General features: G+C 43.4%; 19 protein-coding genes and 2 pseudogenes. 12 read left to right on the plus strand and 9 right to left on the minus strand.

What is annotated here, in order from left to right; all coding sequences use genetic code 11:
* Window positions 1-487: 487 nt before the first annotated feature.
* The gene (locus F6K57_RS19125) at window positions 488-1717 is read right to left on the minus strand and encodes a glycosyltransferase family 4 protein (protein WP_293030952.1); all 1230 of its coding nucleotides are present in this window, start codon (window positions 1715-1717) and stop codon (window positions 488-490) included.
* 197 nt (window positions 1718-1914) lie between these two features.
* Here F6K57_RS19125 and F6K57_RS19130 point away from each other — a divergent pair, with 197 nt between their 5' ends.
* Both F6K57_RS19130 and F6K57_RS19135 read left to right on the plus strand, forming a co-directional pair.
* Entirely contained in the window at window positions 1915-2874 is a 960-nt protein-coding gene (locus F6K57_RS19130) for a glycosyltransferase family 2 protein (protein WP_293030760.1), read from the plus strand.
* A 610-nt stretch (window positions 2875-3484) separates the two neighbouring features.
* Window positions 3485-4201 (plus strand): heme oxygenase (biliverdin-producing), encoded by a 717-nt coding sequence (locus tag F6K57_RS19135; protein ID WP_293069945.1) that lies wholly within the window; start codon window positions 3485-3487, stop codon window positions 4199-4201.
* 484 nt (window positions 4202-4685) lie between these two features.
* Here F6K57_RS19135 and F6K57_RS19140 read toward each other — a convergent pair whose 3' ends face one another.
* Both F6K57_RS19140 and mfd read right to left on the minus strand, forming a co-directional pair.
* Window positions 4686-5042 (minus strand): Mo-dependent nitrogenase C-terminal domain-containing protein, encoded by a 357-nt coding sequence (locus F6K57_RS19140; protein WP_293069947.1) that lies wholly within the window; start codon window positions 5040-5042, stop codon window positions 4686-4688.
* Between the two features lie 715 nt (window positions 5043-5757).
* Window positions 5758-9525 (minus strand): transcription-repair coupling factor, encoded by a 3768-nt coding sequence (gene mfd, locus F6K57_RS19145; protein ID WP_293069949.1) that lies wholly within the window; start codon window positions 9523-9525, stop codon window positions 5758-5760.
* A 382-nt stretch (window positions 9526-9907) separates the two neighbouring features.
* On the opposite strand from mfd, the gene F6K57_RS19150 reads away from it, so the two are divergent.
* The gene (locus tag F6K57_RS19150) at window positions 9908-10864 is read left to right on the plus strand and encodes a PleD family two-component system response regulator (RefSeq protein ID WP_293069951.1); all 957 of its coding nucleotides are present in this window, start codon (window positions 9908-9910) and stop codon (window positions 10862-10864) included.
* 719 nt (window positions 10865-11583) lie between these two features.
* Window positions 11584-11853: pseudogene (locus F6K57_RS42070) on the plus strand (hypothetical protein); the annotation flags it as partial.
* Here F6K57_RS42070 and menD read toward each other — a convergent pair.
* The 4 genes and pseudogenes from menD to F6K57_RS19170 form a co-directional block, all read right to left on the minus strand.
* Window positions 11838-12920, minus strand: a pseudogene (gene menD / locus F6K57_RS42075) (2-succinyl-5-enolpyruvyl-6-hydroxy-3-cyclohexene-1-carboxylic-acid synthase); the annotation flags it as partial. The pseudogenes F6K57_RS42070 and menD overlap by 16 nt on opposite strands.
* Before the next feature lie 106 nt (window positions 12921-13026).
* Window positions 13027-13812 carry a 2-succinyl-6-hydroxy-2,4-cyclohexadiene-1-carboxylate synthase gene (menH, locus tag F6K57_RS19160; RefSeq protein WP_293069955.1) on the minus strand — a complete coding sequence of 262 codons (786 nt, stop codon included), beginning with the start codon at window positions 13810-13812 and terminating at the stop codon, window positions 13027-13029.
* A gap of 257 nt (window positions 13813-14069) precedes the next feature.
* Window positions 14070-15518, minus strand: a complete 1449-nt coding sequence (locus F6K57_RS19165; RefSeq protein ID WP_293069971.1) for an isochorismate synthase — start codon at window positions 15516-15518, stop codon at window positions 14070-14072.
* A gap of 561 nt (window positions 15519-16079) precedes the next feature.
* A complete protein-coding gene (locus F6K57_RS19170; RefSeq protein ID WP_293069957.1) occupies window positions 16080-17171 on the minus strand; it encodes a methyltransferase dimerization domain-containing protein in 1092 nt (363 codons plus the stop codon).
* Between the two features lie 429 nt (window positions 17172-17600).
* Here F6K57_RS19170 and menA point away from each other — a divergent pair, with 429 nt between their 5' ends.
* The 7 genes from menA (at window position 17601) to F6K57_RS19205 (ending at window position 24489) form a co-directional block, all read left to right on the plus strand.
* Window positions 17601-18512 carry a 2-carboxy-1,4-naphthoquinone phytyltransferase gene (menA, locus tag F6K57_RS19175; RefSeq protein ID WP_293026061.1) on the plus strand — a complete coding sequence of 304 codons (912 nt, stop codon included), beginning with the start codon at window positions 17601-17603 and terminating at the stop codon, window positions 18510-18512.
* Window positions 18513-18529: 17 nt separating this feature from the next.
* Entirely contained in the window at window positions 18530-19228 is a 699-nt protein-coding gene (gene ubiE, locus F6K57_RS19180; RefSeq protein WP_293026059.1) for a bifunctional demethylmenaquinone methyltransferase/2-methoxy-6-polyprenyl-1,4-benzoquinol methylase UbiE, read from the plus strand.
* Between the two features lie 202 nt (window positions 19229-19430).
* The gene (locus F6K57_RS19185) at window positions 19431-20357 is read left to right on the plus strand and encodes an o-succinylbenzoate synthase (protein WP_293026057.1); all 927 of its coding nucleotides are present in this window, start codon (window positions 19431-19433) and stop codon (window positions 20355-20357) included.
* Between the two features lie 10 nt (window positions 20358-20367).
* Window positions 20368-20559 carry a hypothetical protein gene (locus F6K57_RS19190; protein ID WP_293026055.1) on the plus strand — a complete coding sequence of 64 codons (192 nt, stop codon included), beginning with the start codon at window positions 20368-20370 and terminating at the stop codon, window positions 20557-20559.
* A gap of 91 nt (window positions 20560-20650) precedes the next feature.
* Window positions 20651-22138: a 2-succinylbenzoate--CoA ligase gene (locus F6K57_RS19195; RefSeq protein ID WP_293026053.1), complete on the plus strand. Its 1488-nt coding sequence runs from the start codon at window positions 20651-20653 to the stop codon at window positions 22136-22138.
* Window positions 22139-22289: 151 nt separating this feature from the next.
* The gene (gene dusA / locus F6K57_RS19200) at window positions 22290-23312 is read left to right on the plus strand and encodes a tRNA dihydrouridine(20/20a) synthase DusA (protein WP_293069960.1); all 1023 of its coding nucleotides are present in this window, start codon (window positions 22290-22292) and stop codon (window positions 23310-23312) included.
* Between the two features lie 268 nt (window positions 23313-23580).
* Window positions 23581-24489 carry an Rpn family recombination-promoting nuclease/putative transposase gene (locus F6K57_RS19205; protein WP_293069962.1) on the plus strand — a complete coding sequence of 303 codons (909 nt, stop codon included), beginning with the start codon at window positions 23581-23583 and terminating at the stop codon, window positions 24487-24489.
* Between the two features lie 128 nt (window positions 24490-24617).
* On the opposite strand, the gene F6K57_RS19210 is transcribed toward F6K57_RS19205, so the two are convergent.
* Window positions 24618-24866, minus strand: coding sequence for a hypothetical protein (locus F6K57_RS19210; RefSeq protein ID WP_293026043.1), 249 nt, complete (start codon window positions 24864-24866; stop codon window positions 24618-24620).
* Window positions 24867-25120: 254 nt separating this feature from the next.
* Between F6K57_RS19210 and F6K57_RS19215 the strand changes: the two genes are divergently transcribed.
* Entirely contained in the window at window positions 25121-25381 is a 261-nt protein-coding gene (locus F6K57_RS19215) for a hypothetical protein (RefSeq protein ID WP_293026041.1), read from the plus strand.
* 194 nt (window positions 25382-25575) lie between these two features.
* Here F6K57_RS19215 and F6K57_RS19220 read toward each other — a convergent pair whose 3' ends face one another.
* Complete coding sequence (locus F6K57_RS19220; protein WP_293069965.1) at window positions 25576-26181, minus strand: exosortase, PEP-CTERM interaction domain protein; 606 nt, start codon at window positions 26179-26181, stop codon at window positions 25576-25578.
* Window positions 26182-26375: the final 194 nt, after the last annotated feature.

Consider the following 26375-nt stretch of genomic DNA (forward strand, 5'->3'; position numbering starts at 1 on the left):
GAATGAATTTATTTATACTATTTAAAATTTTTATAAACTTTTTTTAACATTTATTCATGTTAATTTACTCCAAATCACCATTATATCAAATCCTTGAGCATCGATATTGCCAAGCTTGGGGTTTTTGATAATTTTGATTACTCCAGAGTAATTCCCGATTACCTATTACCCAAAACCCAAAAAACAACGACAAAGAACACTATCCAAAAAACTGGACAGTATAAATGTATTATATCTTCATACCAATACATTTATACTAATTGTGAATTTTCCTCTAGAAAATATAGTTAAAAATTCAAATTTACCGATTTACCAAACACCAGGTAGCCTAATCTCTCTATGACTTCCAGTGACGGTGATTTAGAGGGGTTTGCCACGGTTCTGGAATAGAATTGGTTGTGTAGGGAGTAAGAGGGCAAACAATGGGAACAGGAGGAACAGAGGGAAGACGAGTCAAGGGGTTCAGTCCCCAAACTACTGTATTCCACTAACCTCTAACCACTGACTGGGTTAAGGCTTGTTCGTAGCATTGACCAGCGCGATCCCAGGTGTATTCATCCTCGATCAATGAGCGCCCGTTTTGGGACAACTTTGCTCGCAGTTGTGGGTCTTCAAACAAACGAGTGATGGCACTAATATACTCCTTAACATGATTTGCCCGCAATGCTCGCAGAGGTGTATTGGCACCATCAACCGCTAGTCCCTCCAAACCGCGATCGCTTCCTACTACAGGTACCCCAGCCGCCATTGCTTCGAGGGTCTTGTTTTTAATGCCAAAGCCAGTCCGCATCGGTACCACACAGATAGTTGCTTGATGGAGATACTCTACCATTGATGGCACACGACCGGTGACCGTAATTCCCGACAATTCTGCCAACTCCAACACCGAAGGTACTGGTCTTGCTCCTACCAGTTGCAGCTTAGCATCTCGATAACGTTCTTTAATTGCTGGAAATACCTCCAAGCTTAAAAAGCTTACAGCATCAATGTTGGCTCGGTTATCCATAGCTCCAATAAACACTATGCGATGTCCCCCTGGGTCAGCAGTGCGTTGGGGAAATTGAGTCAAATCCACCCCATTGGGAATCACCACAATTTTACCCGATGGCTTGTAGGCAGCTATCTGGCTTTGATCCTCCGGTGTTGTGACCACAAGGCCATTAAATTTGGCACAGTATCGTTCCTCGTAGCGGCGCAACAGGGGTAAATTTAACTGGTCTCTGAGCTGATTTTCCGAGGTTCCTGTTTCCAACTGGTTACGGAAGGTACCATACACAGAACTGTGAATATTCACCACCGTTCCCAGCTGCTGTCGCCATTCTGGTCGTACATATATTTCATTTACACTATGTTCACAGGTAATAATGTCAAACCGTCCAGCCGCCACAGCTTTATCCACCCATTGTTGAATGTCCCGGGAGTAGAGATGTAGCACACTGGGGGGAATTCCCTGGCTTAAAAAATTACTAAATCGCTTTACTTTGCCCCAGATTCCTCCTGAGGGTTCAGAAGGCTTTGGTTGGGGGAAAACCACCAATTCATCTACCCATTTCCCGAGTTTTTCCACTTCCTGATCCGTGACATCTTCTGAACGTTGAGTAATCATGGTGATATCATGACTTAACTTAAGATGTTTTAGTAAATTAAATGTCCGTACCTGAGTTCCTCCCCTAGTGGGGGGATAAGGAAAGGTGGCAGATAGCATGAGAATTTTCATCATATCTTCAGGTTAGGTAATAAAGCGATGCAGCGCCGCCAAAGGGGGTTCCCCCCATGAGCGACTGCATCAAGACATTGCTATAAGTCATATCTAGTGCGTTGTAACCGGACTTGATATCAGGTATCCAATAGGATAATTTTATGTCAAAAAATCAATGAATTGAGTGGCTTGATAGTTTCATCTATAACAATACAATGATTCAACGAGTCCCCAAGGTTAGTGTGTGTATTCCTACATTCAATCGCGTTAATTTACTTCCTTATGCGATTGACAGTGTTATTAAACAAACCTATCAAGACTGGGAATTAATTATCTGTGATGATGGTTCAACTGATGAAACTCCTAAGTTAATGTCCCAATATCAGGATAGCCGAATTAACTACATCCGTCACCCCAACAATCTTGGCAAAAGTAATAATATGCGCTCTGGATTTGATGCCGCATTGGGGGAATATTTTATTAAATTTGATGATGATGACCGGCTGACACCTGAATTTTTATCCAAAACAACGGCTATCTTACAGCCAGATCATAGTATTGATTTTGTTGGTACAGATCATTGGGTAATTACCATCAATAATACTCGGGACGAATCAGCTACAAAATTAAATTCTCAGAGGTGGGGTAGAACCAAGTTAGTGGAAGGTATCGTTGAGAATTTAATCGAGGTTGTTTTTATTCAGCAGAGCTTTCAAATTGGCGCTACGTTGTTTCGGATGCAGGCGTTGAAAGACGTAGATTTTATGCGTCCTAATATCCAAAATTGTGAAGATAATGATTTATTCGTTCGGCTGGCTATGGCGGGAAAGAAAGCCTATTATTTACCAGAATTGTTAATGGAATATCGATTCCATGCCCAACAGCAAGGGATTAGTCGAGCAATTCCCTATTTAAAGGATAAACTGCGTTATCTAGAAAGTTATAAGTTTGAGTCAGAAATGTTGGAGACAGTTAGGCGATCGCGCCTGACGGAAACTAAGCTACTACTAGGATTTCGCCTGATTGAAATTGGACAAACATCAAAGGGACGTGAACTAGTTTGGTCAGGAAAAGCTTGCTCTCCCTCAAAAGCTTGGGTTGGTTTGGTGCTGTCCCTATTGCCAGAAGGGTGGCGTTCTCAGGCGTTTAGTGTGTTGCGTCAATTCAAGGCATAGACTCTCTGGGAATTCCGGGCTAGAAAAAATCTGATCAAACTGCCAAGGCATTGGCAGCGTCACGATGCTTAACCAAATTTCCACTCTTTTGGTGCCCGTTCCCTTGGTGAGCTTCTCTCGCGCCTTGTCGCACGGCCTTTCATGAGACTTCCTGTAAGTATTCAGGTCTCAGCCGTCAGCCTTTGGCCACAGGGCACAGGCCAATGGCTGAGAGCTGATGGCTGAGACCTGAGAGCTGATGGCTGAGACCTGAGAGCGTAGCGTGCGCGTAGCGCATTGCCTGAGGACTGCTTAAGTATTTTTACTTAAAGACTTCTGGTGTCTTGCTAGTTTCTAGAGTTTTTTGGATGGTTACGACAGTTGAGCCTTTGAATCTAGGGTACAACTTCTCCCCTCCCCTCTCTGTAGTGATCAAACCGTTGCTAAACTGATCAGTTTCACGATCTATGAACTGGCTCTCTCAGGGTGGGGGAGGTAGGATCTCGGGTTTACGTAAGAATTCTTAACAACATTTTTAATTAAATCAGTTTACTCTAAGAATTTGGAAAGATATTCGCTTGTCTGTAAGTAGTAATACAAATACCGTCAACTTTAGGAACAAAAATAAATAATGAGTACCAATTTAGCCACCAAGTTGCGTGAAGGCACAAAAAAATCCCACACCATGGCAGAGAATGTGGGTTTTGTCAAGTGCTTTTTGAAAGGAACCGTTGAAAAAACCTCCTACCGTAAATTAGTATCCAACCTTTACTTCGTCTATTCCGCCATGGAAGAGGAGATGGAGCGCCATCGGGAACACCCGATTCTTTCAAAAATCTACTTCCAAGAGCTCAATCGGAAAAAGACCCTAGAGCAAGACCTATGCTATTACTTCGGTTCTAACTGGCAAGAGAAAGTAGTCCCTTCAGTGGCGGCTAAAGAGTATGTGCAAAGAATTAAAGATATCTCTGAGAAGCAACCAGAACTATTGGTTGCTCACTCCTACACCCGCTATCTAGGGGACTTATCTGGCGGACAAATTCTCAAAAAGATTGCCCAGCGCGGGATGAACTTATCAGATGGGCAAGGTACTGCTTTTTATGAATTCAAACAAATCTCTGATGAGAAGGGATTCAAGGCCAACTATCGGCAAGCCATGGATGAGCTACCCATTGATGATGCCACAGCGGATCGGATTGTGGAAGAAGCTAATGCCGCGTTTGGCATGAATATGAAGATGTTCCAGGAACTGGAGGGTAACCTGATTAAAGCCATTGGTATAATGCTATACAACACCCTTACCCGTCGTCGCGTTCGTGGTAGCACAGAACTAGCTACAGCTGAGTAAGCTTATTGCACAAACTGGGATTACCACCAAAGATCGGTGGCGACTAATCGCCTTAACTAGAAATTAAGGCGATTAGCTCTTATCTCCTGTGATTGATTAGTTATTAGTAGTTAGTAGTTTTGAGGTAAGCATTCAGCTGCCCTAGGCTGAATGGTTGCGTTTTGATTACTAACTACTAATTGGCAATCTAATGTTGCAAAATTGAAAAAATAATTAACATAAATATAACTGATCAGATTGAAATTCATAGCCTCTCTGTTTAGAATAGAAGGCGGAATACGTCAAACAAAGCTTTTCTGCTGTGGAGTAAGCCTTTTTTTTGGTTTAGGTCATTCACAAGTGTGAATACTAGCCGAAACAGAGAAGGTAATTATCCTGACATGATATAAGACCTGTTCGCGGTCGAAAGGCGTCTAACCAGCAGTCTCCTTTAAACTTAGAAGCCCCTTGCTCAGGATCAGTAGCAAGGGGTATTTTACCCCTCTCAAGCGTAAAATTCAATATCCTCCCCACACTGATCCACTAGGTAACAGAGGGCGCGGAAACGCAGGCTAGCTAATTGCTCGTAGAGAGGGTTGAGCTTACATAGGGGAGGGATGTGTAGTACTAAGTGACCGAAAAGTTTTAAATCCCGCTCAAAGGGACATTGACCAGGAATAATTTTGGACAGGAATCTAGCTAGGGTTTGATCTGTAATTTCTATGTGATCCAGCCATCGGCGCACAGGTTTGAGTAAATCAACACGTTTTTTGGGCAGTGGCTCAGGCGGAGTGAGACTGCTATTGAGATCAGCTACCTCTGAGAGGAGTGGATTGGTCCTGTGCTTGTTGGTTCTGAACATGGCTATACACCTCTAAAATTAGTCAATAAAGTCCTCAGCTAAGGTATTCCGGTGGAATAGCTTTTACAGAGTTCTAGTTAAGTTCATGTAGTTCATGTAGGGTGGGCAGTGCACTAGACAGATAATGAAGCTTGCAAAGCTCGTTGGTAGGCACTGCCCACCCTACGATTAATGAAAATGGTGCAAGATCTCAGTTTTACAGAGTTCTAGTTAAGTAGGTAGACATCAAGTAATCAAACACGATTACTATTGAGCTGTATTGCCATATTGGCGGTAATTTATAAAAATTTATATAGTTAGAATTCATAGCATGTCCGGGAGTCTAGGTATTGTAAAGCTTTTGTGTAAGCATTCAGCTATCAGCCATTGGCCTAAGGCCAACGGCTGACAGCTGACGGCTGACAGCTGACGCTTTTGTAATTGGTAATTGGTAATTGGTAATTGGTAATTGGGATTACTCCCGAGCTATTACCTATTACCAAAAAGATAATCAACGATGAACACTACCAAAACAACCGGACATGAGCTCAATTGTTACCACTTAACTTATTAGGTAAGCTTTCAGATAAAAACTATAATAAATCTAGCTTTTTAATGGTTTTTTCACTATTAAAAAGCTAACAGCTTACCTTATTTCAAGCATAAAAATAGAATGGAAAGGTTTGGTAAAGGTTAAAAGAAGAAAGACCAATCAAACTATGAACTTTTGTTAAAACTAATTGGTTGACTGTTGACTGTTATAGGCATTAGGGATTGGGGATTCGGGTAACCCAACCACAGTAGGTTCTGGCAGTGCCCCTTGCATCTTACCTAACCATTCAATCAGGCTCTCTAGCTGTTTGTTGGTCTTGACTAGACCTAGACCACGAACTGTAACTTTACCAGGAGAATAGACAAAACGCGATCGCAAATGTTGGGGCAGGTTCTCTTGGAGTAACTTCCAGGCTGGTTCCTCCATGGGGGTTTCTAGGATAATGTGTTGTTTACCCTCAGGTCGAATTCGGGCAAATCCCAAAGACTTCCCTAACTGTTTTAGTTCCATCACCCGCAGTAATTGCTCTGCCACTGAGGGAATTGGACCATAGCGATCGCTCCAAGCTGCTGCGATCTGTGCTAACTCCTTCTGGGAGGCTGCTGCAGCTACTGCTCGATAAGCACTAATTTTTTGGTCTAAATCTGGAATATAGTCAGCGGGAATAAAGGCTGTGATCTGAAGGTCAATCTGGGTATCATCTACTTGAGGAATTTCTTGCCCTTGAATTTCCTTGATCGCTTCTTGCAGCATTTCCATGTAGAGGTCAAAGCCAATGGCTTCCATTTGACCGGATTGTTCTACACCTAGGAGATTCCCCACCCCTCGAATTTCCATATCCCGGGTTGCTAACAGATACCCTGACCCGAGTTGAGTGAACTCCTGAATTGCTCGTAAACGTTTCTTGGCTGCTTCTGAGAGTACCTTCTGGTTCGGATAAAGTAACCAAGCGTGGGCTTGAATCCCCGCCCGACCTACTCTTCCTCGCAATTGGTACAGTTGGGCAAGACCAAATTTGTGAGCATCTTCGATCAAAATGGTGTTGACTCTAGGAATATCGAGCCCAGATTCAATAATCGTAGTACACACTAGGATATCTGCCTCACCGTTGCTAAAGGTGAGCATAATTGACTCTAATTCGGCTGGGTCGAGCTGACCGTGAGCAATGGCGATTCTGGCCTCAAGGATCATTTCCCTGAGTTCCGCAGCAACTTCTTCAATCCCTTCAACCCGAGGTACGACATAGAATACCTGACCACCTCGGTCAAGTTCCATACGAATGGCGGTGCGGACAGCTTCTGGTTTATAGGGAGATAAGTGGGTTTTAATGGGACGCCGTAAGGGGGGTGGTGTAGTAATCAAACTCATTTCTCGTACCCCCGATAAGGACATATAGAGGGTACGGGGAATGGGAGTAGCGCTAAGGGTCAATACATCTACTTGAGTTTTGAAAGATTTAATTTTTTCCTTCTGGTTGACACCAAACCGTTGTTCTTCATCTATCACCAACAGCCCTAATTCTCGAAACGTTACACTCTTCCCCAGCAACTGATGGGTACCTACCACCACATCTAACTCCCCAGTTTTCAGGCGTTGGAGAATATCACGCCTTTCCTGAGGGGTACGAAAGCGGTTGAGTAGACCGACATTGATGGGGTAGGGAGAAAACCGTTCTTTGATGGTATGATAATGCTGCTGAGTAAGGATTGTGGTCGGGGCAAGGAAAGCTACTTGCTTGTCAGAGGTGACAGCTTTAAAAATAGCCCGAATTGCCACTTCTGTTTTACCAAACCCCACATCCCCACAAACTAACCGATCCATAGGGCGATCGCTTTCTAAATCCCGTTTCACATCCTGTATCGCCTTGAGTTGGTCAGGAGTAGGTTGGTAGGGGAAAGAATCTTCTAATTCCTGCTGCCAAGGGGAATCCGGTGGAAAGCAATAACCGGACTGCTGTGCTCGCTGGGCATAGAGCTTCAGCAAATCCACCGCTACTTTCTTAATACTTTTACGGACACGATTTTTGGTTTTCTCCCAGGTTTTACCGGACATCTTGTGGAGTTGAGGCAAACCGGTACCTGTATGTCGAAACCGAGATAGTACCCCCAACTGATCCGCTGCCACCCGGAGCAAACCATCAGCGTACTTGATCACCAAATACTCGCGAGTTTCATTATTTATGCTTAATTTTTCCAGCTTGAGGAACTGACCGATCCCATGATTCTTGTGAACCACATAATCCCCTGGACGTAGCTTATTGGGGTCAACCTGTTGGGAGGCAGCACGGCGTCGCTTACGGATATAACTGGGAGTTGCCAAGGTATGCTGCCCAAAGAACTCCCGGTCTGTTACCACCACGATCCGGTAAGTAGGGAGGATAAATCCCTCTAGTTCTGCTAAGCCCGAATACTTGACTGCTACCGCTGTCCTCTGGAGATTTAATTTGTCAATAGCTGGGTAATCCCGAGGGTTGGGGACAAACTGGGCAGGACAATCATGTTCTTGGAGCAGGGCAACGGAACGACTAGGTTGGGCAGAAACCAGCCAAATCGAGAAACGGCGATCGCTTTGCTCTCGCAGTACTTCCGCTAGTTTGGCAAACTGGTGGGGTGTTACTGGTACAGAGCGGCTAGCCAGATTAACGGCATTTTGGCTAGTTTCTTCCACCAATTCTGATAAATACAGGATTGGTGGAAGGTTAGTAGGTGGAAGGTTAGTAGGTTGAAGGTTAGTAGGTTGAAGGTTATTAGGTTGAAGGTTAGTAGGTTGAAGGTTAGTAGGTTGAAGGTTAGTAGGTTGAAGGTTAGTAGGTTGAAGGTTATTAGGTTGAAGGTTAGTAGGTTGAAGGTTATTAGGTTGTTCGCGAACAACCTGGAACTGGTTAACCTTTAACTCTAGAGCATGATCAAAATAACGATGGAGACAGGGCAGGGAATGATTCAGTTCCTCTAATTGTTCTTGGGCATGTTCCACCCAGCGATCGCAATGGGCAGCACACTGTTCTGGTTCATCAATGACAATTAAAGTATTTTCTGGCAGGTAATCCAGTAGAGAGGCTGGCTGGTCAAAGGCAATACCCAAGAAACGGCGGCTACCCTCTAAAGACTGACCTCCCTCGAAAGATTCTTGCTCCTGAGGTGAGAGATAAGATTGGATTAGTTCAGCCTTTGAGGTTCTCAGCACTTGGCTAATAATGTGACCAAAATCCGTGGGGGTCAGCACGATGCCGTCAATTTTATCCAGGGAACGCTGGGTTGCGGGGTCAAACTCCCGCAACTGCTCTAACTCATCCCCGAACCATTCCAGCCGCACTGGCAATTCTAAAGCTACGGGGAAAACATCTACAATATCACCGCGCCGACTCCACTGACCTTCTGTTTCCACTAGGGGAACCCGTTCATAACCCAGCTGTGCTAACTTTTTATCAAGGTTTTTCCCATCCCAAGTCATGCCCTGGTTAAGGGTAAGGCAGTAGGGCTTAAAGGCATCGACAGGGGGCAAGTGGGGTTGGAGTGCTGCTTGAGTGGCAACAATCGCCATCCGATCAGTTGAAGGTTGAACCAACGAAGGTTGTAAGTCAGAACTTTCAACTGGCAACCTGTCAACCTTCAGGCTTTCGACCAAATCTGCCAATACTTGCATTTGTCCCCAGGTCATTTCCGACTCTGGGTCAAAGGGTTCATAGGGTGATGCTTCTGAGGTGGGGTATAAGTGGACTGTATCCCAACCCATGGCTTCCAGTTGGGTTGCCCAGCGACTTGCTTCTTCTAGGGTGCTACAGACTACGAATAGGAGGCGTTGGTCTGCCTTGGCCAGGGCTGATGCTACTAATCCCTTTGGCAAACGGGGAATACCATTCAGAGATAGATACTGTTGGCGATTTAGTTTCGTGAGTAGTTCACTGGTGAGAGGGGAGTGCTCTAGTGTCCGAATGATCGAGGAAAGTGCCATTAGTTCAGTGGGTACTTGACAATAGGGCTTCCAGGATAGCTGTTTCTCTCATTTTACTAGGAATAGCACTGCCTGGGAAAAATTGACTGTTGTTGAATAGGTTAACTTATCTCATTAGTGGCCTTACCACTGGATGCAGGAGTGTTTCCCAGTCGGTCGGTTTACATTAATTGATCTTGAATAAGCCAAAATCCTGTTTAGGTCAAGGATTCGGCTATAACAATTTCAGGGGTGACGACTTGATCGGAAGACTAATCTTTAGAAGATTTAATTTTCCTAGGTTAGATTAAACAGATATTGCCGAGCAAAATTCCCCTTAATTTCTAGACAAAATAACAAAGAGCTACCGTTCAGAAATACATGACTGACTCAAGCAGCAATAATGGATAATACTGACTTGAATAACTTTAAGAATAAAACTCCTCAGGTTCTCGTGGTTGATGATGAGAAGATCATGCGCTTGGTGCTACGTCGTAGCTTGACAAAGGAAGGATATAAAGTCATTGAAGCTAGCAACGGTGAGCAATGTCTGAATATCTGTGAGCAGCAATTGCCAGACATTGTGCTTTTAGATGCCAGAATGCCCATAATTGATGGGTTTACCTGCTGTGCTAAATTGAAGGATAACTTTGGTTCCGAATGTCCTCCTATACTAATGATTACAGCCCTCCATGATGAGGAATCTGTAGAACGAGCGTTTGAAGCCGGTGCAACCGATTATATAACTAAGCCAATTAACTGGGCAGTTTTGCGACGAAGAGTACATCGTTTGATTGAATCAAGTTGGACAATGAAACAGTTAAAAATCGCCAATAAAGAGTTGGAACGCCTGGCTACTATCGATGGCTTAACCCAAGTTGCCAACCGCCGAGCCTTTGACGAATATTTGAACAACGAATGGTCTCGACTGGCACGGGAAGAAAAGCCATTATCTTTAGTTTTGTGTGACATTGATTTTTTTAAGCTTTACAATGACACTTATGGACACCAATCAGGAGATGAGTGTCTTAAACAAGTTGCTCAAATCCTTGATCAAGCAGCAAAGCGTCCAGCGGATATGGTGGCTCGCTATGGGGGTGAGGAATTTGTGGTAATGTTGCCGAGTACTGATATACAAGGCGCTATTCAGGTAGCAGAAACCATTGAAACTAAACTCTACAAAAAGGCGATCCCTCATTCTGGTTCTCTGGTGAGTGACATTGTTACCGTCAGCCTAGGGTGTGCCAGTACTATTACCACAGGAAAATCCTCCCCATATAATTTATTATCCGAGGCTGATAAAGCGCTATATCATGCAAAAGTTTCCGGAAGAAATCGCATGGTTCATGTTAGTTATTAAAAACAAATCAGTAGTAATTATAATGAAAATAATCTTGACGCCAACTAGCATCTTTTCTACGGTCAGTGGGCAATTCTAACACTCTAATGCCTTGGCTAGGAAGTGGTTTTAAACGTTGCTTCAGCTGCTGCCATGATTGAATCAGCTGGTGCTCTACTCCATAAGTCAGACACAACTGTGAAAAATTGACATCTTGGGGTGTGGCAAAGAATTCTTCAAAGGGTGGGTCAAATTTGGCAATGGGCAACATCTCGAAAATGCCACCACCATTGTTATTAATTAAGATAATGGTTAAATGACCAACAAACTTGTTTTTAATTAGGAAACCATTGGTGTCATGCAAAAATGCTAAGTCACCCGTTAGCATCACACTGCTTTGATTACGATGAGCAATACCTAAAGCTGTTGATAAGGTACCATCAATCCCATTAGCGCCCCGATTAAACCAAGGTCGAATCCTGGTGTTACCAGGTTTCCAAAAGAACTCCACATCTCTGACTGGCATGCTGTTAGCAATAAATAGAGGTGTTTCCGGTGGTAGACATTGGGACAGTAACCAAGCAGCTTTGCCTTCAAACAACTGACTCATTTTAGTCATTGTTTGATCAACCTTTGCCCTGACCTTCGCTTCAGCCTCACACCACTTTTGTAGGTAAGGTTGGGTTGCAGGTTGCAGGTTATCTGGTTGCAGGTTATCTGGTTGCAGGTTATCTGGTTGCAGGTTATCTGGTTGCAGGTTATCTGGTTGCAGGTTATCAGGTTGCAGGTTAGAACCGTCAACCTTCAACGGTGGTGAACCTTGGCCAAAAGGCCACGCTTTCGCCGTAGGCGACGCTGCGCGAACGCGAACAACCTTCAACCTGTCAACCTTCAACCTTTCAACCTTCAACCTTTCAACCTTCAACAGTGGTGAACCGTCAACCTTCAACCTGTCAACCTTCAACTCCTTTACCCATATCCCCAGTTGTTCTACACTCATGCGCAGATGAGTTGTTTTGCCATGGAGGGGGTCGAGGTTGTGGTGGCTAGGGTCAATCACCCAACGTCGCGGTTGACATTTATCCAACCAAGCACGCAGTTCTTTGCTAATCGGTAGTTCACCGATGTGAATAACCATTGTGGGTTTTAGCTGTTGCGCTAATCGTGGATTACGCAGGATCAAGTCATAGGTGGAAATTAGATCTCGGTTGAGGTCGCAATAGTTTCTTACCGGTGAGAGCCCTTCTGCTAATACAGGCCATCTTAAGGTTTTGGACAAGGATGCGATCGCATTACAATAGTCTTTGGGATTGTGGGGTTGAGCTGGACCAGCGATAATTATTCCTTGCTCGGATTCTTGCCACTGCTGTATGACTTTAGCGATTGCAGGTTGCAGATTGTCAGTTGTAGGTTGCAGGTTGTCAGTTACAGCTTGCTCTTGACAGTGAGCGAAGAATTCTTCTGGTTGTAATTGGGATTTTAATGGGTTAGTGGTTGTGTCGGGAATAGGTGGGAGGGGGTCACGGAAAGGTAGATTTAAGTGTACTGGACCAGGGGTAGGAAAATGTGTTAGTGGAGTGCTGCCAAAGGAGGCTCGCTCCCAAGCATGAACTACGGTTTGCCGTAGATAACGGAGCATACTGATATCAGCTTGAGGGACCGCTAGGGTACTTTGCCAGTTGGGATAGTTGCCGTATAATTTGATTTGGTCAATGGTTTGTCCGGAATGACAATCTTGCAGTTCTGGGGGACGGTCAGCAGTCAATACCAATAGTGGTACTCGGCTTTCTCTGGCTTCAATCACAGCGGAATAGAAATTAGCCCCAGCTGTGCCAGAGGTACAAACCAGTACAACTGGTTTTCCCGATTGTCGAGCAATGCCTAAGGCGAAAAAGCTGGCTGAACGTTCATCGAGAACTGGAATTGCCTCGATCTGTGGGTGTTGAGCAAACGCAACAGTTAGAGGGGTTGAGCGTGACCCTGGACAGATGATTGCTGTGGTCAATCCCAAGCGCTGTAGGGTTTCTACCAGGATGGAAGCCCAGAGGCTATTGGTGTTGCGAAAATCAATAGGCATTCAATTAGGTTAATCAACATTTTATTTGAATATTTTAAATGTTGATTCGGTTTTGTTGACAGTTGACGGTTGACTACCCTAATTCCTAATCGCTAATCCCTACTCCCTAAAAAAAATCTCTGACATTTTTAACAAATTCATTGACGTTCTCAAAATGGATGTTATGTCCACAATCAGGAATGACGTTTAACTTAGCTTCTGGAGAAAGTGTTACTATTTCTGAGTTAATTGATTTAAATTTATGATCATAGTCTCCGACTAGCAAAAGCAAAGGAACTTGATTATGTTGGAGTGATTCCCACAGAGATGGTTGGCATCCTGTACTCATATGACGCAGAGATTTAGCTAATTCCAGAGGGTTATTTTGTTGTCGAATCTTGATAATTTGTTCAAAGTTAGGATGCTGCTTGAGGGAGCTGAACAGAGGCTGATTGTACCAATTTGATAAGAAGGTCAATAAATCTCCAGTTTCCAATTTTTCGGCAATTTGCCAATCTCGTTGACGACGCTTTAATTGTTCTTCTTCAGTCTTTAGCCCTGGAGATGCTGATTCGAGTAGTACTTTACTAAAACATTGGGGGAAATGAAGGGTCATGTAGAGAGCCAATCGACCTCCCATAGAATAGCCAACTAAAAAACATGGTTCAAAGTTTAACTGCTCTAGTAAGTTCTTTAAGGCGTGAGCAGTGTTTGGCATGGTGTAGCACTCATCCCCACCTAAAACTTTGGTTTTACCATGACCAGGTAAATCAACAGCTAGACAACAAAATTCCTCACAAAGTAATGATATTGCTTCATCAAATTCCTGGCTGCTACCCATGAATCCATGGCAAAAAAGAATCCGTGGTTGCTCTCGGTTTCCTCTTAACTCATAGTGAAATTGATATCGCATTTATAGCAGTTATTAATTCGGTGAGGTACTTTATTTCTAGGTTTTAGGGAGCAGGGAACAGGGAATAGGGAATAGGGAATAGGGAATAGGGAATAGGGAGTAGGGAGTAGGGAGTAGGGAGTAGGGAGAATAAAATTGACTGTACCTCATAAGTACGACCAACGCTATATAGTACGATCAACGCTATATTATTGTTATAATTCATTATAACCAAATTATTTTAACTGATTAAACAGCAACGACCAATGAACACAGGGTTAAACTAAGGCTTTAAGAAGCACCATTAGCTTTAGGTTAATTTCTGCGAGTTCTTTATTAGGATCAGAGCCAGCAACAATTCCAGCACCAGCGTAGAGCCGAGCGTGATTACCTGCTATCAAAGCAGACCGAATCCCAACGATAAATTCACTATTGCCTTGATAATCTATCCATCCGAGGGGAGCAGCATACAGAGAACGGTCAAAGGTTTCGTAGTGTCGGATTTGCTCACAAGCAATTTTGGTAGGAACACCAGCCACTGCTGGAGTAGGATGCAGTTTCGCTATAATATCTAGGGGATTGACATCAGCTGGTAATGCTGCTTTAATCGGAGTCCATAAATGCTGAATATTCGAGAGTTTCAGCAGTTGGGGAGATGGCGAAAAATCCAGTTCCAAACCCAGTTGACAAAGACGTTGGATAATAAATTCACTCACTGCGTTATGTTCACGTCTCTCTTTTCCACTACTAAGTAATTGGTTCGCCAAATCCGCATCTTCGGCTGGGGTTTTACCTCGTGGAGCAGACCCTGCTAAAGCATCTGTCACTAACTGATGGTCGTAAATACTAATCAGACGTTCAGGACTAGCGCCAATAAAGTTTTTGCCTTTGCCGTTACTGATGGAAAAAATATAGCAATCTGGATAATTATGGCGCAAATTGTCCAGAGAATCCACCAGATTAAAGGGTATTGGTGAGACGACATCCACGGCTTGGGAAAGGACAATTTTGCTAAATTGATTGGCTTGGATAGATTTTAAGGCTGATGAAACCGATAATTTGAAGTCTTTGGCTTTTTTTGAATCTTGCTTGAGAAATTGATGATGGTTAGCCTTACCAGTAAAACAGTAGAGCAGACGACCAGAAGAGGTGATTAGATTGAACTGCCGACCTAGGCTTTCGACCAGCCAATCCAGATTAACTTGAGAATTGATTTCAAGATTAGCCACTACTACACATCGGCTTTGACAAAGTGAAATTTGCCAGCGAGGTAGAAAAATAGTGGCAGATGGGAAAGGGTTGTTACTATTAAGCTGATCACCAAAAAACGTAAAGCTACAGAAGAAATGAGGTCCAGCAAATCGCTGCTCTATTTTACCACTAATTATGGTGTTAGCTAGACATGAGTCGATAAATCTTTGCGCTTTATAGAACCGTTGCTCACCAGCTAACTTAAGGGAGACAGCCGCATCAATAGCAACAATTGATTCTTGATTACTTCTATTTTCAAAATAGAAGTGTAGGGGCTCGGGCGTGGCGGCAAAAGGGGCGGCTCTATCCCGAATTGCCTGAAAAACCGCCAGTGGGTCGAGGGGGGGAATTTCTTGAGAAATACTGGCAATTTTTGCAATACCTTGTTTTTGAGATTTTTTCTGGCAAGCTAGTAGAAACTGATGTAACTCTTTAGGCTCATGAAACAGCTTAGCAGGGCAGGGAATGACTGACATATATAGGGTTTCTTGAATTACAGGAGTGTTTACCTCAATGAACGACAACACAAACGCGATTGGCCTTGGCCTTTTTGCCACGCTACGCGAATGGCCACGCTGCGCGAACGCTCTTTACTACATATTTCTTAATTTGTATTTACATAACTTATTTAATTCACATTTAATTCACAGAATTTATAGTTACTAATGATCAATTATAAGCATGTTTGGCAATTAAGAAAAGCAGGGTAAGGGCAAAAATCAATAAATAGGCGGTTTTATCGCAACTATTGAAAAAAATTGCCATAATCATGATAATCAAGGCTTACTATGGTCATAATCCTTGCTCTATTCTTGATGCAGTCGCTCATGGGGGGAACCCCCTTTGGCGGCGCTGCATCGCTATCACATTTTGGTTTAATTTTTCTTGCGCTTACCCTAGAATTCTATAATTGCTCACCATCAAGAAATGATGAGCCCTAGTTTTGGTAGTAAAAATTTTGGTTTGGATGAAAAATCATTTATTTGCTCACTAGTCAAGACGGAAATCAAGGGGATATTAGTATAGACAATCCCTGATTAATTTTTCCAACCTACTACAAATAAAAAGCTGCCCTTTTGGGTAGACACCACTTCAGTTTTGATGAAGCCTACTTCTCTTAAGAGGTTAACAATTTTATCGGTAGAGTAAAGAGAGGGAGCTTTAACTCCGCCAATCAATAAATCCATTATTTCTAATTCTGGCAAAAATGATGGTGAAGGAACCAAACTGTCAGTGCTAGGTTCTAGGATAATCACCATACCCTTTGGTCTTAAAACCTGAAAAGATTTTTTGATAAACTGGCTACCATAATCGCTGTACGACAATTTTCTAAATAAGAAGACAATATCATATTCTTCTTTAGCACCCCACTGGTCAGACAAAGCGTTTCCTTCGGCAGATATAATAATCTCTTCCGGAGATTTAGGTAAAGGATACTTGCTTAAAAGTCGATCTAAAAAATCAATTTGATTTTCCAAGCCTGCCAGCACAAAGTCTACATCAGGCTTGCGTTCCAGTAGCTTGCCTATAAAGGTAATACCCACTTCGCCAGTAATAATTCTCTTAACCTGATCAAGAGGAATTTTAGTGAACAATTCTCGGGAGGGTTCTTTCAGATATTCGTTAGCAAATGCATAGTACTCATAAAGGGTTTCATCATTACCATTAAACAAATCCATCTGCTGATTTGAGCTGCCGGTTTGGATAGTTAAGTTTAATGATAACCAGGATGACCATGTCTGAGAGACTAGATTGTAATAATCTCCCAAATAACTTGGACTTTCTCTAACTAAGTAATTCTTAGTCATTTGGGTATTAACATAGCCAAAACCTTGATTATGATTAGTTTGGCTAATTTTGAGATAACCAAGACTCTCCAAAACCCTCAGCAATCGCTCAGTTGAGATCAAATTAAGATTCAAATCCCTGGCTACTAAATTAGCAGAAACTCCGGGATGCTTGTGCAGATAATCAAAAACACCAAGTTTCACAGCTGACATAATAATTGCAGTGCGTTGGAAACTGGTGGCATCTGCCAGCATTTCTGCTCTTTCTAAGAGTCTGATTCGATTACCAATAACTTTGCTTAAGGTATTGATAGTTTCTGGGAAATACTTTTTGATTGCCAAGGCTAAGCCTACCAATTTAGATGGCAGTCCAAATCTTGGCTGTTTCGACTTGATCTCTAGAGTATCCCTTTCTAGCACTCTTACATTACTGGTCATACTTTTTAGTCATACTTTTTAGGATTGATTACAAGACTTACAGGGTGCGTTATTAACGCACCCTACTACTTATAGAGTTTGGGGTTCAGTTTTGCGTAAGTCCTATAGTAATAGTAGTTTTTTTATCACTTTAGTTAAGATTTTGTCAATAAAATTTACATAAATTGACGTATTATCAATTCACGACCTTGATTGGGATTAATGGTATTCTGCTATTGCTGCCCCTTAACACCGTTGAAGACCATTTACCCAAGGCTTGAAGAGTCCCAGCAGTATTGGTTGATGGTTTGACGGTGAGCCTAGCACGACTTGCATTCATATTCCGTGACTATTATGACAACAAACACAATTAAAGCTCCTAACTCCAAACGGAAATTGTGGCTAGCAGCAATCAAGCCCCCCATGTATAGCGTGGCAATTATGTATGTTTGGGTGGCAGCTGCTGTGGCATGGTTTGAGACCAATCACTTCAATTGGACGATATTTTTGACCTTTGTCAGTGCTTCGATTCTGATTCTGGCTTGGGAGAATCTGAGTAACGATGTGTTTGACTCTGAGACTGGGATTGATACAAACAAACCTCACTCGATAGTCAACCTGACGGGAAACAAATCCTTGATTTTTTGGCTAGGGAACCTGTGTTTAGGACTGGGTATCCTTGGTATGCTACTGATCTGCTGGTGGCAGCAAGACTTAACAGTGATGGCGTTAGTACTCCTATGCTGCAGCCTTGGCTATATGTACCAAGGACCTCCCTTTCGCCTGGGCTACCAAGGTCTAGGAGAGATTCTGGTCTTTTTGAGCTTTGGTCCGTTAGGTATGTCAGCTGCCTACTACAGTCAAACCCAGAGTTGGTCTGTCACTAACCTGGCGGCATCGATAATTGTGGGTCTGGCGACTACGTTAATTCTATTTTGCTCCCATTTTCACCAAGTAAAGGATGATATAGCAGCTGGGAAGCGATCGCCTATTGTTCGCCTTGGCACCAAAAGGGGTGCTAAACTGTTGCCCTGGATTTGTGGTAGCCTATTTGCTGCTACTGCTGGGTTTGTGATCATGGGGCTATTCCCCATATCGACATTACTCAGTTTGGTAGGATTGCCTTTTGCTATCAAGCTTTGCCGCCATGTTAACGCTAATTACAACCAACCGGAAAAGGTGAGTAATTGTAAGTTTATTGCCGTAGCGCTACATTTTTGGAGTGGACTCTTGTTGGGTGTCGGTTTCTTAATTAACCTTAATTAACCTTAATTGAACGAATCATGTCAGACCAATCCCAGGCGATTCAGGGAATTTTTGATAATATCTCTTCTAACTATGACCAGCTAAATGACTGGATCAGTTGGGGTCAGCATCGAATTTGGAAGCTGATGACGGTTAAATGGGCTGAACCTAAGCCAGGAGATACCTGTGTTGACCTGTGTTGTGGCAGTGGAGACCTGACTCGACTATTAGCGGAGAAAGTAGGCACTCAAGGAAAGGTGTATGGAGTCGATTTTGCTCCCCAGATGTTAGCGATCGCAAAACAAAAATCCTCTGAACCACAGATTGACTGGGTAGAGGCGGATGTTTTAGATTTACCATTTGCTGACAATACCTTTGACGGAGCAACTATGGGATATGGATTACGTAATGTCGTAGATATCCCCAAGAGCCTAAAGGAAATTTACCGTATTCTTAAACCAGGGGCTAAAGCAGCAATTCTTGACTTTCACTTACCGTCTCAGGCTCTGTTTCGACAGTTTCAACAGTGGTATATGGAAACTATTGTTGTTCCCCTAGCCAGTCAGCAAGGACTTGAGGAAGAGTATGCCTATATCTGGCCTAGTGTACAGCGATTCCCCCGTGGTCCGGAGCAAGAATCTTTAGCACGGCAAGTAGGTTTTCGTGCAACTCACTACCCGATTGTTGGCGGAACCTTAGGAGTATTGGTATTAACTAAACCTAGAAGTGTTGAATAGGGAATAGGGAATAGGGAATAGGGAATAGGGAATCGGGAATCGGGATGCAGCGCAATAGCAATTAGCAATTACAGCGTTTTTCATAACTATTAGGTACACAGGATTTTTTACCTATTCCCTCTTACCTGTTCCCTGTTAGCTGTTCCCTGTTCCCTAAAACCCAGGAATTTGTACCTCACCCAATTGCAAACCGCCGTAATAAATGACCAACTATAAGTTCAAGTTTCACCCATACCAGCGTCCCTTTAAACATCCCCTGTCTACCAGTCATGGCCAATGGACAGTCAGAGAAGGTATCATTCTTAGCCTTAGTGATGAAATAGGGAACATTGGCTGGGGTGAAATTGCTCCTATCCCTTGGTTTGGTTCGGAAACTCTGGAACAAGCCTTTAATTTTTGCGAGCAATTACCTCAGGAGATTACTACAGAGGAGATTTTCGCCATTCCTGCTGAACTACCTTGCTGTCAATTTGGGTTTGAATCGGCTTGGGAGCTAGTGATGGGCAAAGGACTTTCTACAAAAGACTTTGAACAAAGCAAACAACACTACAGTTACTTGTTGCCGAGTTATGAAGCAGCAAAACAGTCCTGGGAAGCTCCCTGGAATCAGGGATACCGAAGCTTTAAATGGAAAATTGGTATTGCTCCGATTGAGGATGAAGTCAAGATAGTTAAGGAGTTGGTTGAAGCAATACCTGCTTCTGGCCAATTGCGTTTGGATGCCAATGGGGGATTGACTAAACAAGAAGCTGAGCAGTGGCTGATGGTATGTGACACCATTGGAGCGGTTGAGTTTATCGAACAGCCCCTACCTCCAGAGCAGTTCGATGTGATGTTGGAGATGAGCCACAACTATTCGACTGCGATCGCATTAGATGAATCGGTGGCAACCCTTGACCAACTTGAACAGTGTTACCAGCGGGGATGGCGAGGCATTTTTGTGATTAAAGCTGCGATCGCAGGTTCTCGGAAACGACTACGGCAGTTTTACCAAACCTATCCAATTGATACCGTCTTTTCATCCGCCTTGGAAACTACCATTGGTCAACAAGCGGTTCTCCAGTTAGCCGCAGAACTCTCTGACTTCAAGCGCGCTGTAGGTTTTGGTGTCAACCATTGGTTTGATTAAGGTTTAAGAGATGGTTGAAAGTTGGAATGTTGAAGGTTGGAATGTTGAAGGTTTGATGGTTGAAGGTTTGATGGTTGAAGGTTTGATGGTTGAAGGTTTGATGGTTGAAGGTTTGATGGTTGAAGGTTTGATGGTTGAAGGTTTGATGGTTGAAGGTTTGATGGTTGAAGGTTTGATGGTTTTTAGGTTATTGGGTTTTTAGGTTATTGGGTTATTTGGTTATTGGGTTATTTGGTTAGATGATTGAAGGTTGGAATGTTTAAAGTTATTGGGTGTTAAGGTTATTTGGTTAGATGGTTGAAGCTTTAAAGAGCAAATATCGGCAAGATTCATACGTCCAGCAGCCCCTAAGCTATGTCCAACAACGTTCTGGTGAACAATGGCTGATTGGCTATGACAGTCAGCAACTTAACCAACTCATTGAGCAATACTGTCAGCAATTCTCCCAACTTTCCCAGGAAAAAGCACCGAAAATTCTTTTAGTAGAGCAAAGTCCTCTTAAATTTATCGCCGCTTTCCTAGCTGCTGTTTCCAGTAATTGTCATGTATTCTTAGGGAATCCCTACTGGGTAAAACCAGAATGGCAACAAGTCCTTAACCAAATCCATCCCGATCTAATTATCGGAGAATTAGCCAGTATCATTGAGCCATCAACACTCAATAATAAACACTCAACACTCAATAATCAATATTCAATAATCAATAATCCGCCCTCAGCACTCATTATGATTCCTACAGGGGGCTCATCTGGCAAAATCCGCTTTGCGATTCACACTTGGGAAACCTTAATGGCATCAGTAGCAGGGTTTCATCAGTATTTTGGGAACAAGCCAGTGAATTCCTTTTGTGTCTTGCCTCTTTATCATGTCAGTGGTTTGATGCAGTTTATGCGATCGCTTACTACAGGCGGACGTATGGTAATTTTGCCCTTCAAAGCCTTGAAAGCTGGGGAAGGACGAGACATTGATCCCAAAGAATTTTTTATCTCTCTGGTACCGACTCAACTAGCCAAGCTCATCAACCAAGATGCGGCTGACTGGTTATCCCGCTTTCGGACAGTCTTGTTAGGCGGTGCTCCGGCTTGGGAATCCCTATTAACACAAGCAAAACAGTATCATATTCCTTTAGCTCTTACCTATGGCATGACCGAAACCGCTTCTGGTGTAGTCACCCTTAAACCTGAGGATTTCCTCAGTGGTAACAGTGGTAACAATAGTTGTGGTCAGGTGTTACCCCATGCTAAGGTGACCATTCGCAATGGTAATGGAGAAATTCTCAAGGCTAATCAAACTGGTGTGATTACTATTGAAGCAAAGTCCTTATTCCATGGCTACTATAGCCCTAGCAAAAATCTTGCCCTAGAGTCTGAGGTAAGTAAATTTCCCAACAGACTCCAAACGCTACAATCGGACGATTTAGGCTATTTCGATCAACAGGGTTACTTATATACTGTTGGCCGTCGCAGTAACAAAATTATTACCGGTGGTGAAAATGTGTTTCCCGCTGAGGTAGAACAGGTAATTCGTGGCACAGGGCTCGTCAGTGATGTTTGTGTGATTGGCTTACCCGATGACTATTGGGGTCAAGTGGTAACCGCTGTTTTTGTGCCTAGTTCCGATCAGGTTTCTGTTGCGATGGTGCAACAAAAGGTAGAGGGGAATTTGAGTAAATTCAAGTGTCCTAAGGATTGGGTGGCGGTAGAATCTTTACCGCGCAATGGTCAAGGAAAATTGAATTATCAGCAAGTGAAAGTTATCGCGCGTGATTGTTTAAGTAATTGAAACTCAACGAAATCAATTAGGTCAATCTAAATTGCTAGGCTGGGGATACGGCGGTTTGCATAACTATCAGGTACACAGGATTGTTTTTCCACTTCCGACTTCCCTGCTCCCTGCTCCCTGCTCCCTGCTCCCTAAGTAACTGCCTCAACCCATGACTGCTCCGAGTACAGCTATTTCACCCGAATCACTTCCAACTGAATCCAAAATTATTAGTAGCGGTTATCCCTTAAGTATTGCGCCAATGATGGATCGCACTGACCGCCACTATCGCTATTTCATGCGCCAGATTACACGACGGACATTACTCTACACCGAAATGGTCACCAGTGCAGCAATTCTTCATGGCGATCGCAAACGCTTGCTAGGCTTTTCCCCACAAGAGAAACCCCTAGTCTTACAAGTTGGTGGTGACACTCCCAGTGACTTAGCTGAATGCGCCCGAATTGCTGAAGCTATGGACTATGACCAGATTAATCTCAACGTTGGTTGTCCCAGTAGTCGAGTGCAAAATGGCAATTTTGGAGCTTGTTTGATGGCGCAGCCTGAACAGGTAGCACGCTGTGTAGAGGCAATGGTTAAAGTAGTGAACATACCCGTTACTGTCAAGCACCGTATCGGTATTGATCACCTTGACCGCTATGAAGACATGGCTAATTTTGTTCGCATTGTCTCAGATGCCGGTTGTCAGCATTTTACTGTACATGCTCGCAAGGCTTGGCTACAGGGTTTGAGTCCAAAAGAGAATCGCAACGTCCCACCCTTACGTTACAGTGACGTCCATCGTCTCAAGCAGGAGTTACCTGACTTATTCGTGGAAATTAATGGTGGATTCACTAGTCTTGAACAAGTGCAAGAACAACGGGAGTATGTCGATGGGGTCATGATTGGGCGTGCAGCTTACGACAATCCCTATCTGTTTGCCAAAGCTGATTGTGATATCTATAGCGAGACAGTTATACCCCCAACTCGCCATCAGGTTGTCGAAGCTATGTTTTCCTATATTGATCACTGGGTAGCCAAGGGTTTTAAGCTTAACAAAATTACCAGACATATGCTGCAATTATTTGCAGGGCAACCAGGTAGTAGAGCTTGGAAACGTCATCTAACTGAAAATTCCTGCTTGGTTGGTGTTGGTTCTGATGTCGTTCGCGAAGCTTTAGCTAAAATTCCTTAGAGTAAGCATACAGCGGTCAGCGGTCAGCGGTCAGCTTTGTGGTAAGCATATGCGCTACGCGCACGCTGCGCGAACAGCCATCAGCTAATGCTTACGGTTTTTTATTGCCATATCTCACGTTTTATATTATTAAGTATATTTGTACTATTTTGCGATATAATAATCACAACTATAATAGTGGTATTGGCCAATTTAGGGACAAAATACTGGTCTAATCCAGATTTTATGGTTCAAAACCCGCTCACCCATCATCCCTAACAAAATAACCATGAGATTTATCAGCCCCAAAACCGACTTTGCTTTTAAGAAAATCTTTGGTTCCTCTGAAAGTAAAGAAGTCCTAATTAGCTTTCTAAATGCTTTAATATATCAAGGAGAATCTAGGATAAATAATTTAGATATCATTGACCCATACAATGCTGGCTATACTACGGAGTTAAAGGATACCTACCTGGATGTCAAGGCGATTCTAAATGACGGCTCGACAGTAATTATTGAAATGCAAGTGTTAAATGTTCCAGCTTTTGATAAACGAGTAATCTATAATCTCGCCAAAACCTATGCCAATCAATTAAAATCTGGGCAAGGATATTATAAACTCAAGCCGGTGATTGCTTTAACGATTACCGACTTCACCATGTTTGAGGAAACCGACCGATACCTAACTCGTTTTGTATTTCAAGAAGAACAAGATAATTTTATCTATCGAAACCAACACCTAAGCATGGTCTTTGTGGAACTGCCGAAATTTTCCCGGTCTTTAGAAGACTTAGAAACGGCATCGGAGAAATGGATATATTTTATGAAGGAAGCCCCAAATTTAGAAGCAATTCCCGATACCTTATCAGAAATCCCGGAAATTGCTCAGGCGCTAACCATAGCTAATCAAGCGAATATGAGTAGAAAAGACTTGGAGGAATTACACAAACGAGAAGTATTTATGGAAGACCGCAAAGGTGAAATTCGTCAAGCTCTCGAACAAGGCCGGGAAGAAGGGAGATTATTAATGCAGGGACTGATATCCCGTCAACTGGAAGGTAAACTTGGTGCAATACCCTCAGAAATTCTAGAAGGAATTCAACAATTATCTCTAGAACAATTAGAAGGTTTAGGAGTTGCTATGGCAGATTTTACCAGCTCCGTAGATTTGTCGAATTGGTTGCGGAATAACCAATGATATAGCGCTACGCGCAAGTCAGAAGTTAGAAGTCAGAAGTCAAAAGTTTTTGCCTATTAAGTAGGGTGGGAAAATTATAGGATCTAGAATTATCAAAAGAACTAAACGGTTTTTGCCCACCCTACAAGCTATTTAGTAAAATCTTTTGATCTCCAATTGATAATTCCATCCCAATCCTCTTCCTCAACGAGGGAAGTGACCAAATCTCCCAAAGTTCTACCTTTACCGGCAATGGAAGCTGAGGGAGTCCGGCGCAATACTTTTGGTTCACTATCCGAAAGAATTGTCACAATTACACGAGCTTTGGATACTTTTGGTGCATCTGTTAACCATTGAAGTTGACCATTTTCGATAATAGCTTCATAACTTTGAAGCATTGCTCTCTCCTGGTTTAAAAGCTAATGTTGGATAGGAATACAAAGCATTTCTCTATCTCCAAAATTAGCAAGAATATATATAGCGTTTATTGCATTTATGAGGTACGCTTATCAAGGTCAAAGTCCCCCTTTTTAAGGGGGACCAACGGGGGATCACTTTGTACCTCATGGGAAAGAGAATTGCTATAGGAATTTTTGGCCGGATCCCATGGCTTGATCATAACACCAAAAACTAGGCGTTGCTTAATAATGGAATGATTTTAAGAGTGAGGTGGAATAGGCATCTTGCCGTAGAATGGGCATCAGGCGTGGAACTGGCATCTTGCGTAGAACTGGCATCTTGTGTAGAACTGGCATCTTGCCAGTTTCATGCTTATTTTCGCGCGGGCAGGATGCCCACTCTACTCCTATTCATTCAAAGACTGACGCAACGTCAAAAACTATTCGGATGGGTGGTGCGTTACGGGACCGGCTGTTGCAAGCGCGAAGAGGCTCAAAAGCAAACCCATCCCTAACCCACCACTAGCAACTTCCCACCCTCCCGACTCCCTACTCCCTACTCCCTACTCCCTAGTTCCCTTAAAACAGACTAGAACCGATCCTTCTCTTAACCATAGGACTTACGCATTTGCCCCCTAAATCCCCCAATTCTGGGGGACTTTAACTCAATTTCCCCCCAAAATTGGGGGGCTAGGGGGGCGAAATCAAGTTAACCGCGTAAGTCCTGAACCACTAATCCTAAGCCCAGAAAGCCCAGAGCCAGTAGACCCTGAGACGACATCGGTTCAGGCACTGGCACTGCCAGAGGCAGTGGAGCATTACCTGTCCCGGATTGGGTATCATTCTTAGCCGTGAACCTCCCAAATGGACCAATGGGGGGTTGTGTGGTTTGCCAAAAGAAGGAGATGGTTTCTGGAGTGTCGGAATTAGTACTCCAATCTGATCCACCGACAACACTCCAAACTAGACTGCCATCTTGATCAAGCTTTATGGAAAACTCCCCACTCGAACCGAGTGCCTGCTTTGCTTCCCCAAAGCTATAGCCCGCAACTCCTGTAAAGCCTTCAGCTTTGAACTCCAACCCGAACTGATTGACATCATCAAACCGAAGTAAACCATCCGGTTGAGGGAAGGGGGGATCGTTAGGAAAGTCTACACCAGGGGTAACTTTGTGTATATAAGTGTAGATGGTTCCCGCTGGATTTTGGGGCGGCACACAAGTTAGAAAACCAACAGGACAAGAAACGCTACTGGTCAAGTCCCCCAGGCTGTTGCCGTCACCATTGATCAGGGATGCATCGACTGTCGGACCCACTGGTCCTGTGATGGTTGCTCCCAGAGTCAGGTCGTCAAGGTTGATGGGGGTAATCGACGCAGCACTAATATCAAATCCGGTTAAATAGTTATCGTTAAGCCTTGGCTGCCTGCCACCAATGAAAATGGGTCAGACCACGAATGAAGTCGCACTGCTTGAGTAAAACACAACAGCGAGCGCAAATTATCTGCTCC

The organism is Moorena sp. SIO4A5, assembly GCF_010672005.1.
Lineage (GTDB): Bacteria > Cyanobacteriota > Cyanobacteriia > Cyanobacteriales > Coleofasciculaceae > Moorena.

Bases quoted from the DNA above. Each gene is read 5' to 3' on its own strand.
- F6K57_RS19125 (WP_293030952.1), bottom strand. From the start codon at position 1,717: ATGAAAATTCTCATGCTATCTGCCACCTTTCCTTATCCCCCCACTAGG.
- F6K57_RS19130 (WP_293030760.1), top strand. From the start codon at position 1,915: ATGATTCAACGAGTCCCCAAGGTTAGTGTGTGTATTCCTACATTCAAT.
- F6K57_RS19135 (WP_293069945.1), top strand. From the start codon at position 3,485: ATGAGTACCAATTTAGCCACCAAGTTGCGTGAAGGCACAAAAAAATCC.
- F6K57_RS19140 (WP_293069947.1), bottom strand. From the start codon at position 5,042: ATGTTCAGAACCAACAAGCACAGGACCAATCCACTCCTCTCAGAGGTA.
- mfd (WP_293069949.1), bottom strand. From the start codon at position 9,525: ATGGCACTTTCCTCGATCATTCGGACACTAGAGCACTCCCCTCTCACC.
- F6K57_RS19150 (WP_293069951.1), top strand. From the start codon at position 9,908: ATGGATAATACTGACTTGAATAACTTTAAGAATAAAACTCCTCAGGTT.
- menH (WP_293069955.1), bottom strand. From the start codon at position 13,812: ATGCGATATCAATTTCACTATGAGTTAAGAGGAAACCGAGAGCAACCA.
- F6K57_RS19165 (WP_293069971.1), bottom strand. From the start codon at position 15,518: ATGTCAGTCATTCCCTGCCCTGCTAAGCTGTTTCATGAGCCTAAAGAG.
- menA (WP_293026061.1), top strand. From the start codon at position 17,601: ATGACAACAAACACAATTAAAGCTCCTAACTCCAAACGGAAATTGTGG.
- ubiE (WP_293026059.1), top strand. From the start codon at position 18,530: ATGTCAGACCAATCCCAGGCGATTCAGGGAATTTTTGATAATATCTCT.
- F6K57_RS19185 (WP_293026057.1), top strand. From the start codon at position 19,431: ATGACCAACTATAAGTTCAAGTTTCACCCATACCAGCGTCCCTTTAAA.
- F6K57_RS19190 (WP_293026055.1), top strand. From the start codon at position 20,368: ATGGTTGAAAGTTGGAATGTTGAAGGTTGGAATGTTGAAGGTTTGATG.
- F6K57_RS19195 (WP_293026053.1), top strand. From the start codon at position 20,651: ATGGTTGAAGCTTTAAAGAGCAAATATCGGCAAGATTCATACGTCCAG.
- dusA (WP_293069960.1), top strand. From the start codon at position 22,290: ATGACTGCTCCGAGTACAGCTATTTCACCCGAATCACTTCCAACTGAA.
- F6K57_RS19205 (WP_293069962.1), top strand. From the start codon at position 23,581: ATGAGATTTATCAGCCCCAAAACCGACTTTGCTTTTAAGAAAATCTTT.
- F6K57_RS19210 (WP_293026043.1), bottom strand. From the start codon at position 24,866: ATGCTTCAAAGTTATGAAGCTATTATCGAAAATGGTCAACTTCAATGG.
- F6K57_RS19215 (WP_293026041.1), top strand. From the start codon at position 25,121: ATGATTTTAAGAGTGAGGTGGAATAGGCATCTTGCCGTAGAATGGGCA.